Raw genomic sequence first — 12,406 nt, forward strand, 5'->3', positions numbered from 1 at the left:
AAACGGACGGATGCGGAAAGGGAGTAATCTCTCAAGTTATTGAAATTCAATCAGGAAGTATCCTGGCATGGCACTTGCGTCGTATTGGTCGTCGAAAACAGAGCGCATGGAGCAAACGATGTCCGCACCCATCATCTCCCTGGAAAGCCTCGCCTCCGCCTCCTCCATGGAGGCTCTGCTCGCCAAGGCCGCCTCCGGCGGTTGCTCATCGTCGTCCTGCGGCTCCTCGGCGAAGCCCGACGACATGGATCCGGCCGTCTGGGAGAAGATCAAGGACCATCCGTGCTATTCGGAGGAAGCGCACCACTATTTTGCTCGCATGCATGTGGCAGTGGCGCCCGCCTGCAATATCCAGTGCAACTACTGCAATCGCAAATACGACTGTGCCAACGAGAGCCGGCCGGGCGTCGTTTCGGAGAAGCTGACGCCGGATCAGGCCCGCCGCAAGGTGATTGCCGTCGCGAACGAAGTGCCGCAGCTTTCCGTTCTGGGGATCGCCGGACCGGGGGACGCCTGTTACGACTGGAAGAAGACCCGGGCGACCTTCGAGGAGGTGTCGCGGGATATCCCCGACATCAAGCTCTGCATTTCGACGAACGGGCTGGCGCTACCCGATCATGTCGACGAGCTCGCCGAGATGAACGTCGATCACGTGACGATCACCATCAACATGGTCGATCCCGAGATCGGAACCAAGATCTATCCATGGATATTCTACAGGAACCGCCGCTACACCGGCCTCGAGGCGTCCCAGATCCTGCATGAGAGGCAGATGCTCGGACTGGAGATGCTGACGGCGCGTGGCATCCTCACCAAGATCAACTCGGTGATGATTCCAGGGGTCAACGACGAGCACCTCATCGAGGTGAACAAATGGGTCAAGGAACGCGGCGCCTTCCTCCACAATGTCATGCCGCTCATTTCCGATCCGGCGCACGGCACCCATTTCGGACTCACCGGGCAGCGGGGGCCAAAGGCCATGGAGCTGAAAGCTCTGCAGGACAAGCTCGAAGGCGGAGCGAAGCTCATGCGCCACTGCCGCCAGTGTCGGGCCGACGCGGTTGGCCTGCTCGGAGAAGACCGCGGCCAGGAATTCACCCTCGACCAGATCCCCGAGGAGGTCACCTACGATCCTTCCACGCGCGAATCCTATCGCGAGGTGGTGGCGCGCGAGCGGGGCGATCACGTTGCCGCCAAGCAGGCGGCCCTCAGCACGGTCGCGGAGACCGAGGCCACCGGCGCCCTGCTGGTCGCCGTGGCAACCAAGGGCGGCGGCCGTGTCAACGAGCACTTCGGCCATGCCAGGGAGTTTCAGGTTTACGAGGCGTCGCCGAAAGGCATCGCCTTCGTCGGGCACCGTAAGGTCGACCAGTATTGCATGGGCGGCTTCGGCGAGGATGCCACGCTCGACGGAGTCATCGACGCGCTGGAGGGCATCGACGTCGTGCTTTGCGCCAAGATCGGCGATTGCCCGAAGGACAGCCTCAGCACCGCCGGTATCCGCGCCACCGATGCCTACGGGTATGACTACATCGAAACCGCAATCGCCGCGCTCTACGCCGCCGAATTTGGCCTGGAGCTTCTCGCCGAGAGTGCCTGACCTTTTGAAATCCGTGACCGAAGCAGCCGACAGGAGAGTCGAAAATGGCCTTCAAGATTATCGCATCGCAGTGCACCCAATGTTCCGCCTGTGAGTTCGAGTGCCCGACAGGGGCAATAAAGTTCAAGGGCGAGACCTATGTCATCGACCCGAACAAATGCACCGAATGCGAGGGATATTTCGAGACCCAGCAATGCGCCGCGATCTGTCCGGTGCCGAAGACCTGCGTTCCGGCCTGATGCCCGTCAGGTGGGAAACACGGCGGTCGCCCAGGGACCTTGACTCCCTGTGGCGGCCGCCGGACTCCCGTTTCCGGTCGGGTCTCGCCCGGCGAGCCCGGAGAGTTGGCATGGACAAGAGTGGACCTCAGTCGATGGAGGATGATGACGTGCCGCCGGCGATCGACTGGCTCGGCAACCCGGTTTCGTGCCGCGACTGTCCGCACGAGGAAAACCGTGTCTCCGGTCTTTGCGATCTCGGTCGCGCCTGTGTCAGGGACTTGCGGGCGCGCCGGATCGACCGCTTCTTCTCGATCAATCCGGGCCTGGCAGACAGCTACCTCGATCATCCGTTCTTCGAGGTACGCAGCATTGCCGCCCGCTATGCGTCGCCGTTCAGGCTGCTGCCGCTTCTCTCTGACGTCGAGCCCGACGTGCGTGCCATGGCCGCGATCAGGCTGCCGGCGACTCGCGTGCTCGCCTTGCGGTCGGACCCGGATCGCCGCGTGCGGATCGCGCTCGCCCGCCGACTCGCGGGCGAAGACTTGCTGCCGCTGCTCGGCGATCCCGACTACCAGGTGAGGCTGAGCGCGACCCGTTCGGCAAGCGAGACCCTCCTCGTCGGGCTTCTCGACGATCCCGAGCCCGACATCCGCCGTGAGGCGGCCCGCCGGGTACCGCTCACGCATCTGCCCGCGCTCGTTGCCGATCCGGAGCCGCTGGTGCGGATCGAGGTCGCCCGAAGGCTGGGGCCGAAGCGGCTTCATCTTCTGGCTGCCGACCCGGATTTCCGCGTGCGCTACGCGGTTGCCGAGCGGATCGCGTTCGATGAACTCCCTCCGTTTCTGGAGGACGAGGACGACGCCGTGCGGGAACTCGCACGGGAGAGGACGAGAGACGGGAAAGGATAGGGCGCCATGGGTCTTGGGCGTGAAGAGGAGATCGAAATCCGAAGGGCACCGGTGTTCCGGCCCGGTGAGCGTGTGCGGGCCACCCGGCATGTCCGCAACGACGGCACCTATCCCGGCAAGGACATCGGCGAAAACCTCGTCCGCAAGGGGGATGTCGGCTACGTCCGCGACATCGGCACCTTCCTGCAGCAGTTCTATATCTACTCGGTCGAGTGGGTGGACAGGGGCACCCTGGTCGGCATGCGGGCGCGGGAGCTTGCCAGCCTCGACCGTTCCGAAATTCTGGAAGCTGGCAGCATCGGGAGAGACCAAAGATGAAGGTCATGATCCGCAAGTCCGAACGCGGCTTTTCCGCCTATGTGCCGAAGAAAGATCTCGAGGAGCCGATCGTGCGGGCCGAGACGGAGGACCTCTGGGGCGGCGTCGTCACGCTGAAGAACGGCTGGCGTCTCGATCTTCCGCCGATGCCGGCCGATACCCGGCTGCCGATCACCGTCGAGGCGCGCAAGCTCGGAGACGACGAATAACGGAACCCGCGAAGAAAGGATCGATGCCATGAACGCGATATTGCACGAGGACTTCCTGTTCGCCGTGTCGGAGGAGGCCGCAGAAAAGGCGCTTTTCGATGTCGGCCGAGGCCTGAGGCGCGGTGCGCTCGCACCCTTTCTCGGGCCGGGCCTCGTCGCGCTGCAAGCAGGCGAACGGCGCGTGCCGGCGGCGCCGGAAGAGGTCGCGGCAGCGCTCCATACGCGGGCACCGGCGCCTTCGCGCATCCGTACCAACATGTGGTCGGTCGCCCAGCACATCGAGCAGCGCAGGCACAGGAATACGCTGAAGGCGTGGATGGCCGAAATCTTTTCCGCGGAACCGCAGCCGACGGCGCTGCATCACTGGCTTGCAGGGCTCGCCCTGCCGCTCGTCATCGACAGCTGGTATGACGGCGCCATGCGGGCCGCGCTCGTGGAAAGCGGCCGGACGGATTTCGCCAATATCCAGGGGATCACCCGCGCGGGCGAGGTTCGGGACATCTGGACGCGGATCTACGGCGCTGATGGCAATGCGACGGACGATCCCGCCGCGTCCACAGCGACCACGATCCTTTACGAACCCCACGGCTCGGCACGTCCCGCGGGCAACTTCCTCGTCGCGGATTCCGACTATGTCGAGGTTCTGACCGAGATCGACATCCAGACGCCGATCCCCGAGATCGTCCGGGATCGCCGTGGTTCTCTCGGGTTCGTCTTTCTCGGCTGCCGCTTCGACGACCAGATGCTGCGCACCTATGCACGGCAGATCATCAAGCGGTCGAAGGGGCCGCACTATGCCGTGATGAGCGGAGCCGAACTGACGAGGAACGAGCGCCGGTTTCTCATTGCGAACGGCATCACTCTCATCGACATGCCCTTGCCGAATGCGGTCAATCTCGTGGTCGACGCGGCGCCCGCGCCTTGACCGGGCACCGCGGGGCGCTCAGAACTTCTTGACCGGGATGTCGTGGCGCCGCAACGCGTAGCCAACCTGCCGGGGCGTGAGCCCGAGTACGCGGGCCGCTTTCGCCTGCACCCAACCCGAACGCTCCATCGCTTCGATCAGACGCTCGCGTTCCGTCAGCCGTCCGCCATTCGTCATGGGATTGACGCTCGTGTCGCCGTTGCCGGCGTCACGCATGGTAGCCGTGCTCTCGGGGTGGACGGTCGGCATCGGCATACCGGCCGGCAGGATATGTCCGCTCGCGAGCATGTCGATCGCGTTGTGTGGAACCTTGCCATTTCCCTTCCACAGGAGCGCGGAAAGACACTGGCCGCTGCTGCACGCGAAATCGCCGGGACCGATGATTTCGGAGCGCGTCAATGTCGCCGTTCGCTGCACGCAGTTTTCCAGTTCGCGCACATTGCCCGGGAAATAGCACCGCGAGATCAGATCGAGTGACGTCTTGTTGAAACTGAGGCGGCGGTTGTTCTGGCGGTTGAAACGCCGGAGAAACTCTTCCGCAAGACGTGGTATGTCGCCCGGCCTTTCCCGAAGCGGAGGCAGGGTCACCGGCACGACGCTGATGCGGTAATAGAGATCGGCCCGGAACTCGCCCTTGCGGACGGCATCTTCCAGGTCGCGGTTGGTCGCGCAGATCAGCCGGACGTCCACCTTCAGCGTCTTGTTGCCGCCGACGCGTTCGAACTCACCTTCCTGCAGCACGCGCAGCAGCTTCGCCTGGAAGGCGGCGGAAATCTCGCCGATCTCGTCGAGCAGCAGCGTGCCGCCGTGGGCAAGCTCAAACCGCCCGGTCCGCTGGTTCGTGGCACCGGTAAAGGCGCCCTTCTCATGCCCGAAAAGCTCCGACTCGAGGACGGTCTCGGGAAGAGCGGCGCAGTTGAGCTTGACGAACGGCTTGTCGTGGCGGGGCGAAAGCTCATGGATGGTCTGCGCGAAAAGTTCCTTGCCCGTGCCGCTTTCGCCGCGCAGAAGTACGGTGGAGTTGGTCCTCGCGACGATGTTTATCGTATCGAGTACGTTTCTCACCGACGGGCTCTCGCCGACGATGGTGCTCTTTTTCGTGTTCGATCGGCGCGGCCATGTTTCTGCGCTGCCGCCGAAGGACTTCTCGAGCCGGCGCTGTTCATCGATCAGCCGCTGCCGGTCCTCGCTCAGGATACGGTGGAGACGGATCGTCTGCCCGGCGAGATTGGCGACCATGGTGAGAAAACGCATGTCGTCGTCGAGGGTGAAGTCGGTACCGTCCTTGCCGGAGCGATCGATCGACAGCGTTCCGAGAACGGTGTGATTGGCCTTCACCGGGACGCCGATGAGACACACTCCCGGCTCGCCCTCCTCGGCGAAGAGCTCAGACTTGCTCGTATCGGCAATGACCAGCGGGGTCGCCGTCGCTACGATCTGGTCGATGACTGCCTGCGGGATCGGCATGAAATGGCTCTCGTCCGGTTTGTGAAAGTAGCCGGCGGTGGCGATGATCTCGGGCAGGCCGCCGTCGTCGAGAACGATCAGGGCACCATGCCGCATCTGCAGGAAGGAGGAGAGGATGTTGACGACGTTGGCGAGCGTGATCTCCAGGCGTGCGGGCTCGGCGAGCACCTTGGAGATTTCGTAGATGCCGCTCAGGGAGATGGTGGCGCGGCGGCTCGACCGAATGGCAGCGTCCGACGGGCCGGATTCCCTGCCGGGCGGACTGACATGTTCGACATAGCGGTTCATCTGAAGACCTCTTGGACTATCCCAGGCCGGATTGTTCCAAGGGCAACCTCCCCAAACCGTCTTTTGTTATATGGCAAATCAGCTTACGCCGACGTCGCCCTTTGTCAATTCGGTTCGGGGCCGGCTCGCCCGTTTTCGAGGCGTGGACGTCAGCCGAACTTGAAGAGCACACCGTAGCCGCCGCGCGGATAGTTCCATTCGATCTCGCCGGATGCCTCGCAGAGAACCCGGCAGGTGCCGCATTCCATGCAGCCGTCGGCGGTGATCTCCACCTGGCCCTTGTCGTTCTGCTCGTAGCACTTGGCAGGGCAGACCCTTGTCAGGGCCAAGAGACTCGGACTTGGCGTCTCATGCGGACGAACCGTGATGTGCGGCCGGCCGACATCGACCAGATAGCGGTTCTGGAACAGCTTGTCCTCGACCCGGACGTTCTTGATGGCGATGGTCATGTCGGTATACCTCGTTGGCGAAGGCAAATCCGGCAAAGGCGCTGGGCCTGGTCTCCGGAATTGCGTGAAACAAAAGATGCGGTGCTTCTCTCAGTCTGTGTCGGGCGAAAGGCCGTCAGCGCCAGGCAAAGGCAAGTTTCACGGCGTCGGAGACCATGCCCCAGCGGCTGCGGTTCTTGACGAACTGGGCGATCGTCGCCTTCTCCTTGTCGATCTTCGGCGTACCGTCGACGCGCACGAAGTTCTGCGCGGCCGCCGATATCAGCTGCGGATAGGTCATGAAGAAATTCTGCGAATTGGTGTGCAGCAGGGCCGGCATGTCCTTGTGCTTCCTGAGGTCCTTCATCACGAAGGAGTCCTCCAGCATCTTTCTGTATAGGCTCAGGTTTTCCGCGGACATCGGGTCCCTGCGGCTCTTCACCTGGAAGATCGCTTCCGCTGCCAGCCGGCCCGACGTCATGGCAAGGTTCGAGCCTTCGCGATGGACCGCGTTGTTGAGTTGGGCGGCATCGCCGACGACGACCCAGCCGTCGCCGAAGAGTTGCGGCACGGCCTTATATCCGCCCTCCGGGATCAGATGCGCGGCATATTCCTTGACCTCGGAGCCCGCCAGCAGGGGTTTCACAGAGGGATGGTTCTTGAATTCTTCCAGCAGCGCATAGGGGCTTTCCATGGTCTTTGCATAATCGGAGACCAGGCAGCCGACACCGAGCGAGATCGATTCCTTGTTGGTGTAGAGGAAGGCGAGCCCCGTCATGCCCTGCGAGAAGGTGCCGGCGGCTTCGATCACGCAACCTTCATTGCCAGTCAGCCCGAAACGCTGACAGATCACTTCCTCCGGCAGGAAGTGCATTTCCTTGACCGCCAGCGCCACCGTTTCCGGCTTCGGCATGTCGCGCAGGCCGGCGCGGGTTCCAAGCAGGCCGTTCACGCCTTCGGCGAGCACCACCACGTCGGCGAAGATCGCGCCGCCCCTGCGGTCGGTGTGAACGCCGATCACCTTGCCGCTGGTATCGCGGGCAAGTTCGGTCACAGTCGTTTCGCACAGCACCGTCGCGCCGGCTTCCTTGACCTTGGAGGAGAACCACTTGTCGAACTGGGCGCGGATGATCGTATAGCGGTTCGGTTTCTCCTCGTTGAAGTCGTTGGAGCGGTAGTGCATGCCGGTATGCGAGCTGTCGTCCATCATCCAGAACCGCTGTTCGACGAGGTGGCGCTCGAGCGGTGCATCCTCGCGGAAGTCCGGGATGATCTTCTCCAGCATCGAGGCGTACATGATCGCCCCCTGGACATTCTTCGAACCGGCATATTCGCCGCGTTCGAGCTGCAGTACCTTCAGCCCGCGGCTTGCCAGCGTATAGGCGGCGGCATTGCCGGACATGCCGGCCCCGATGACGATGGCGTCGAATTTTTCCTCGATCATGGTCGCATCTCCGTCAGCTGGCGAGCTTGTCGCGGTTGTGGGGTGAGAGGCGGCGGATGAACGCCTCGGTGAGGGCGGGCAGCAGACGCACCGCGTCGGTGACGATGCCGACATGGGCGAAGTCGAAGATCGGGGCATTGGGATCGGTGTTGATCGCGACGATCAGGTCGGCCCCTTCCACGCCCACCCGGTGCTGGATCGCGCCGGAAATGCCGGCGGCGATGTAGAGCTTCGGACGGATCGTCTTGCCGGTCTGGCCGATCTGGCGTTCGGACGGCATCCAGCCCTTCTGCACGACCGGCCGCGAGCAGCCGTATTCCGCGCCGAGCGTCGAGGCGAGGTTGCGGATCAGCTGGAAGTTCTCGGCCGCCCCGAGCCCGAGCCCGCCGGCGACGACAATGTCGGCATAGGCGAGGTTGACCTTGGAGGACTGGCCGTCGGGAATGAAGCTCAGCACCTTGGTCACGATGTCTTCCTCCACCATCGGCAGCCTGTGCTGGATGACGCGGCCGACGGGCCGGTCCTTGCGCTCCGGCATCGGCATGACGCGGGGGCGGACGGTCGCCATCTGGGGGCGGAAGTTCAGCGTGTAGATTGTGCAGAGCAGCGAGCCGCCGAAGGTCGGGCGGGTGGCCGCGAGCGACTTGTCGTCATCGACGTCGAGTTCGGTGCAATCGGCCGTCAGGCCGGTCTTGAGCGTGGTGGCGACGGAGCCGGCGAGATCGCGGCCGAGCGTGGTTGCCCCGAGCAGGAGAATTTCCGGCTGGTAGGTGTTGACCAGATCGGTCAGCGCCTTGCTGTAGGGTTCGTTGCGGTAGTCCTTCAGGACCGGGTCCTCGACGAGATAGACGAGATCGGCACCATAGGCGAAGGCTTCGGCGACCGCGTGCCAGGTGGCCTCCCCGGGGGGGCCGAGGACCGCACCCGCGAGCTGCACGCCGAGCTTGTCGGCCAGTCTGCGACCGCAGCCGAGCAGCTCGTAGGAAACCGGGTGAACCTGGCCGCGTTCGAGTTCGATGGCCACCCAGACGTGCTTGTAGGACTTGAAGTGCTCCGGCAGTTCCTTTTTCATGCCGGCGCGTCCGGCGGCGGGTGCTGCGGGTTTCTTGGCTTCTTCCGTCATGACGTTCTCATCCTTCTATGCTGCGCAGCCGGCTGCGGCGAGTGCACCCTCGAGCGCGGGTTTGCGCGAGAAGATTTCGGCGATTAGGCCGTCGGCCAGATCGCGCGGGCTGTCACCCGCTTCCCCGATCGTCGCCGCCTTCTCCTGTCGGGCCGTGGGCGCGAAGACCCGCTTCACGACGGTCGGCGACCCGCGCAGGCCGCACTTGGTCAGGTCTTCGATCCCCGCGTCGGTGGCGCTCCAGGTGACGATTTCGGCCCGGGCGGCCCGTAACGCATCATCGAGCGTCCCGCGGCGGATTTCGTTCGAACCTTCGAGCATGGTGACGAGACAGGGCAGCCTCGTCTGCAGGACCTGCGTGCCGCCTTCCGCCCGCCGTTCGACGGTGATCGCCCGTGTCTCGGGGTCGACGGACGCGATCTTTGCGACATAGGTCAGTTGCAGGAGGTCGAGACGCTTGGCGATGCCCGGCCCCACCTGCGCGGTGTCGCCGTCGATCGTCTGCTTTCCGGCAAAGATCACGTCCGGCTTGCCGTAAACCTGGCCGATCTTTTCGATCGCCGCGGACAGCGCAAAGGACGTGGCCAGCGTGTCGGAGCCGGCAAAAAAACGGTCGGTGAGCAGCACGCCGCGATCCGCCCCGAAGGCCAGGGCCTTCCGCAGCGCATCTGTGGCCATCGGCGGGCCCATGGTCAGCACGGTGACCGCGCCGCCGTGGGCGTCACGCATCCGCAACGCCTCCTCCAGGGAAAACAGGTCGAAGGGGTTGATGATCGTCGGCACGCCCTGCCGCATGATGGTGTTGGTCACCGGATGGACGCGGATCTGCGCCGAATCCGGCACTTGCTTGATACAGACGACGATATGCATGCCGCGCACCTCCATCAGGTTCTTCAAAGGTTACGCAGATGCAGCAGCATAATCCGTGCCATGTCGCTGGTCGAAGAATAACCCTTTGATATCTTTTCATTTCCGTCTTCATCATTCGTCGTGGTCGAACGTTTTGTCGGGTTCTCGACACTGTCGTGTCGCATCGTGTCGTTTCGGGTCCGGCGCAGGCGGATGTCGAAAGGACCGGCCGCCTCGGGAAGGGCGCCGGGCCTATTGTTCGGCAAACGGCTTCAGAGCGGCTTCGAAGGAGACGAAGGCGCCACGTTTTTCCGCTGGTTTCTCCGGATCGTGTTCCTTCAGCACCTTGAAGACGCGCTGCGAAAGCGGCGAGGCGCTCTCGAAGTCTGAATAGGCGCGCTCCAGCGTCGAACGGGCGCGAGCCGCGATCACGCGGTCGGGGAGACCATCGAAATCCTCCTCCGCGAGATACTGTCCCATGCGTTTCAGGATGTGCAGCCGCGCGACGTTCAGCACTCGGCCATCGTAGAGAATGCCGAGGGTGTGAAAGAAGTCTTCGGCGGAGGACAGGCCGCGCAGACGTTCGAGGATGTTGTCGACGTCGATCGGGCGGGCATTGGACGAACAGTCACTCATGGGAGGCTCCTGCGGGTTCCGGTGCATTGGTGATGGGTGTGACCGAGACATCGGTCAGCGGGGAAAGGTTCGTTCGTGCCTGCAACCGGGCGAGACGAACCTCGAGGAAATCGATGCGGTCGACGAGTGCCGCGATGGCCTCGCCGACGGGGTCGGGCATCAGGTGATGTTCGAGGTCGATGCGGCGATCGCCGGACCTTCGTCGGTCCCGCGCCGGTTTCACCACCCGACCGGGTATGCCGATGACCGTCATGCCGGGTGCGACATCCTCGATCACCACGGAATTGGCCCCGATCCGGCATCCCGCCCCGATCGCGATCGGACCCAGGACCTTGGCACCGGCCCCGACGAGGACGCCGTGGCCGAGCGTCGGATGCCGTCTGCCGGGCGTCCAGGACGTGCCGCCGAGGGTCACACCGTGGTAGAGCGTCACGTCGTTGCCGATTTCCGCCGTCTCGCCGATCACGACACCCGCGCCGTGGTCGATAAAGAAGCGCTCGCCGATGGCGGCCCCCGGATGGATGTCGATATTGGTGAGGAGGCGTGACAGCCAGGAAAGAAGGCGCGCGAGAAAGCGCAGTCGTCTCCGCCACAACGCGTGGGACAGGCGATGCCAGATGATGGCGTGCACACCCGGGTAGGTCAGCAGAATTTCGAGCGCGAAGCGCGCGGCCGGGTCACGGGCCTTCACGCAGGCGATGTCGTCTAGAACAAGCCGCAGCAGCGACTTTGGCGCCGGAAGCCCCTCTTTCGGTCGGTCGGTGTCGATCGTCGCTGTGCCGGCGACGTCCGGCCCTCGCCCGGTGCCCATCACGAACGACATGGCTGTCCCTCCCGGTCCTGATGCGTCGCTGCCCGATCGTAGAGTTCGAGCAATACCTCGGGGGGCACCGGCTTTTTCGTCATCACCGCGCGGCGGCGAATCTCGGGCATCAGCCGCGTCAGGATCGTCGGTTCGCACCCGCGGTCGTGGTCCGCCAGCACGTAGGCAAGCGCTTTTGCCCCGGAATGCTTGCCGATGGCGATCTCGTGACCGCGCCCGAAAGGTTCCGGATCGAGGCCCTGATAGGTACGCCGGTCGCTGAGGAGGCCCGCGACGTGGATGCCGGATTCGTGTGTGAAGACGTCGCCTCCGGTGATTGCCTGCGAGGGCGGCAGTCGGCGTCCCGAACAGCGGGCGACCAGTTCGGCAAGGTCCTTCAGCGCCGAGAGGTCTATTCCGGTCGCGACGGCCTCCTTCAGCGCCAGGATTGCCGCAACCTCTTCGAGCGCGGCGTTTCCGGCGCGTTCGCCGAGCCCCGAGACGGTAACGGAAAGATGTTTCGCCCCGGCGCGGAAGGCGGCCAGGGTATTGGCTGTCGCCAGCCCGAAATCGTCATGGGCGTGGAATTCGACGTCGATCAGGCCGGCCTCCGCCAGCGGCTGGACGAGCGCCATCGTGGAGAAGGGATCGAGGATGCCGACCGTATCGGCAAGGCGCAGTCGTTGCGCTCCCGCCGCGGTGGCGACAGCGGCGACATTCCGCAGATGGTCGGGGTCGGCGCGCGAGGCGTCCTCGCACCCTATGGCGACGAAGAGACCGAAGGCGGTGGCGCGGCGCGTCACGCGGTCGATCCGGTCGAGGGCTTCGCTGCGACCAATGCCGAGCTTGGCGGAAAGCTGGAGATCGGAGGCGGGCAGCGAAAGGTTGACCGCCTCGACGCCGGTCTTCAGCGCGGCGTCCAGGTCCTCTTCGATCATGCGGCACCAGGCCATGACCCGGAGCGGCAGTCGGCGCGCCACGATGGTGCGGATTGCCGCGATCTCTTCCTCTCCCATGGCCGGCGTGCCTGCCTCGATCTCCGGAACGCCGGCCGCGGCGATTGCTTCGGCGATCGCCGCCTTCTCGGCCACGGAGAAGGCGACGCCCGGCGTCTGCTCGCCGTCACGAAGGGTCGTGTCGTTCAGAAAGACGGCGGGGTGGTTGGGTGATCCCATCATGGTCTCTTTC

Annotated in this window: 14 protein-coding genes; 6 read left to right on the plus strand and 8 right to left on the minus strand. The window is 64.2% G+C overall.

All coding sequences use genetic code 11. The features are described from left to right. The first annotated feature begins 118 nt into the window (after nt 1–118). The 6 genes from nifB (at nt 119) to EUU22_RS08645 (ending at nt 4,181) form a co-directional block, all read left to right on the plus strand. Nucleotides 119–1,600, plus strand: a complete 1,482-nt coding sequence (gene nifB, locus EUU22_RS08620) for a nitrogenase cofactor biosynthesis protein NifB (protein ID WP_129331611.1) — start codon at nt 119–121, stop codon at nt 1,598–1,600. A gap of 44 nt (nt 1,601–1,644) precedes the next feature. Continuing rightward, nucleotides 1,645–1,839, plus strand: a complete 195-nt coding sequence (locus EUU22_RS08625) for a 4Fe-4S dicluster domain-containing protein (protein ID WP_112691644.1) — start codon at nt 1,645–1,647, stop codon at nt 1,837–1,839. Between the two features lie 110 nt (nt 1,840–1,949). Beyond that, nucleotides 1,950–2,729 (plus strand): 4Fe4S-binding leucine-rich repeat protein, encoded by a 780-nt coding sequence (locus EUU22_RS08630; RefSeq protein ID WP_245484937.1) that lies wholly within the window; start codon nt 1,950–1,952, stop codon nt 2,727–2,729. A gap of 6 nt (nt 2,730–2,735) precedes the next feature. Beyond that, the gene (locus tag EUU22_RS08635) at nt 2,736–3,047 is read left to right on the plus strand and encodes a nitrogen fixation protein NifZ (protein WP_129331612.1); all 312 of its coding nucleotides are present in this window, start codon (nt 2,736–2,738) and stop codon (nt 3,045–3,047) included. Further along, on the plus strand, nt 3,044–3,256 hold the full coding sequence (gene nifT / locus EUU22_RS08640) for a putative nitrogen fixation protein NifT (protein ID WP_114363476.1): 213 nt from the start codon (nt 3,044–3,046) through the stop codon (nt 3,254–3,256). The genes EUU22_RS08635 and nifT overlap by 4 nt, the downstream gene beginning before the upstream one ends. Nucleotides 3,257–3,284: 28 nt before the next feature. After that, the gene (locus EUU22_RS08645; RefSeq protein WP_129331613.1) at nt 3,285–4,181 is read left to right on the plus strand and encodes an SIR2 family NAD-dependent protein deacylase; all 897 of its coding nucleotides are present in this window, start codon (nt 3,285–3,287) and stop codon (nt 4,179–4,181) included. Between the two features lie 18 nt (nt 4,182–4,199). Here EUU22_RS08645 and nifA read toward each other — a convergent pair whose 3' ends face one another. The 8 genes from nifA to nifV form a co-directional block, all read right to left on the minus strand. Beyond that, on the minus strand, nt 4,200–5,936 hold the full coding sequence (gene nifA, locus EUU22_RS08650) for a nif-specific transcriptional activator NifA (RefSeq protein ID WP_129331614.1): 1,737 nt from the start codon (nt 5,934–5,936) through the stop codon (nt 4,200–4,202). Between the two features lie 149 nt (nt 5,937–6,085). Beyond that, complete coding sequence (locus EUU22_RS08655; RefSeq protein ID WP_112691649.1) at nt 6,086–6,385, minus strand: ferredoxin family protein; 300 nt, start codon at nt 6,383–6,385, stop codon at nt 6,086–6,088. A gap of 115 nt (nt 6,386–6,500) precedes the next feature. After that, a complete protein-coding gene (locus EUU22_RS08660; RefSeq protein ID WP_112691650.1) occupies nt 6,501–7,808 on the minus strand; it encodes an FAD-dependent oxidoreductase in 1,308 nt (435 codons plus the stop codon). A 13-nt stretch (nt 7,809–7,821) separates the two neighbouring features. Beyond that, complete coding sequence (locus EUU22_RS08665; RefSeq protein WP_129331615.1) at nt 7,822–8,931, minus strand: electron transfer flavoprotein subunit alpha/FixB family protein; 1,110 nt, start codon at nt 8,929–8,931, stop codon at nt 7,822–7,824. A 15-nt stretch (nt 8,932–8,946) separates the two neighbouring features. After that, entirely contained in the window at nt 8,947–9,801 is an 855-nt protein-coding gene (locus tag EUU22_RS08670) for an electron transfer flavoprotein subunit beta/FixA family protein (protein ID WP_129331616.1), read from the minus strand. 231 nt (nt 9,802–10,032) lie between these two features. After that, the gene (gene nifW / locus EUU22_RS08675; RefSeq protein ID WP_129331617.1) at nt 10,033–10,416 is read right to left on the minus strand and encodes a nitrogenase stabilizing/protective protein NifW; all 384 of its coding nucleotides are present in this window, start codon (nt 10,414–10,416) and stop codon (nt 10,033–10,035) included. Further along, entirely contained in the window at nt 10,409–11,239 is an 831-nt protein-coding gene (gene cysE / locus EUU22_RS08680; protein ID WP_245484938.1) for a serine O-acetyltransferase, read from the minus strand. The genes nifW and cysE overlap by 8 nt, the downstream gene beginning before the upstream one ends. Beyond that, nucleotides 11,227–12,396 carry a homocitrate synthase gene (gene nifV, locus EUU22_RS08685; RefSeq protein ID WP_245484939.1) on the minus strand — a complete coding sequence of 390 codons (1,170 nt, stop codon included), beginning with the start codon at nt 12,394–12,396 and terminating at the stop codon, nt 11,227–11,229. The genes cysE and nifV overlap by 13 nt, the downstream gene beginning before the upstream one ends. Nucleotides 12,397–12,406: the final 10 nt, after the last annotated feature.

The sequence above is a fragment of the Ciceribacter ferrooxidans genome (assembly GCF_004137355.1).
GTDB lineage: Bacteria > Pseudomonadota > Alphaproteobacteria > Rhizobiales > Rhizobiaceae > Allorhizobium > Allorhizobium ferrooxidans.

What these genes read in the sequence shown, in the direction of transcription:
- nifT (WP_114363476.1), top strand. Translation starts at nt 3,044, where the DNA reads ATGAAGGTCATGATCCGCAAGTCCGAACGCGGCTTTTCCGCCTATGTG.
- nifB (WP_129331611.1), top strand. Translation starts at nt 119, where the DNA reads ATGTCCGCACCCATCATCTCCCTGGAAAGCCTCGCCTCCGCCTCCTCC.
- EUU22_RS08665 (WP_129331615.1), bottom strand. Translation starts at nt 8,931, where the DNA reads ATGACGGAAGAAGCCAAGAAACCCGCAGCACCCGCCGCCGGACGCGCC.
- EUU22_RS08625 (WP_112691644.1), top strand. Translation starts at nt 1,645, where the DNA reads ATGGCCTTCAAGATTATCGCATCGCAGTGCACCCAATGTTCCGCCTGT.
- EUU22_RS08670 (WP_129331616.1), bottom strand. Translation starts at nt 9,801, where the DNA reads ATGCATATCGTCGTCTGTATCAAGCAAGTGCCGGATTCGGCGCAGATC.
- nifV (WP_245484939.1), bottom strand. Translation starts at nt 12,396, where the DNA reads ATGATGGGATCACCCAACCACCCCGCCGTCTTTCTGAACGACACGACC.
- EUU22_RS08645 (WP_129331613.1), top strand. Translation starts at nt 3,285, where the DNA reads ATGAACGCGATATTGCACGAGGACTTCCTGTTCGCCGTGTCGGAGGAG.
- EUU22_RS08655 (WP_112691649.1), bottom strand. Translation starts at nt 6,385, where the DNA reads ATGACCATCGCCATCAAGAACGTCCGGGTCGAGGACAAGCTGTTCCAG.
- EUU22_RS08630 (WP_245484937.1), top strand. Translation starts at nt 1,950, where the DNA reads ATGGACAAGAGTGGACCTCAGTCGATGGAGGATGATGACGTGCCGCCG.
- nifW (WP_129331617.1), bottom strand. Translation starts at nt 10,416, where the DNA reads ATGAGTGACTGTTCGTCCAATGCCCGCCCGATCGACGTCGACAACATC.
- EUU22_RS08635 (WP_129331612.1), top strand. Translation starts at nt 2,736, where the DNA reads ATGGGTCTTGGGCGTGAAGAGGAGATCGAAATCCGAAGGGCACCGGTG.
- EUU22_RS08660 (WP_112691650.1), bottom strand. Translation starts at nt 7,808, where the DNA reads ATGATCGAGGAAAAATTCGACGCCATCGTCATCGGGGCCGGCATGTCC.
- cysE (WP_245484938.1), bottom strand. Translation starts at nt 11,239, where the DNA reads ATGTCGTTCGTGATGGGCACCGGGCGAGGGCCGGACGTCGCCGGCACA.
- nifA (WP_129331614.1), bottom strand. Translation starts at nt 5,936, where the DNA reads ATGAACCGCTATGTCGAACATGTCAGTCCGCCCGGCAGGGAATCCGGC.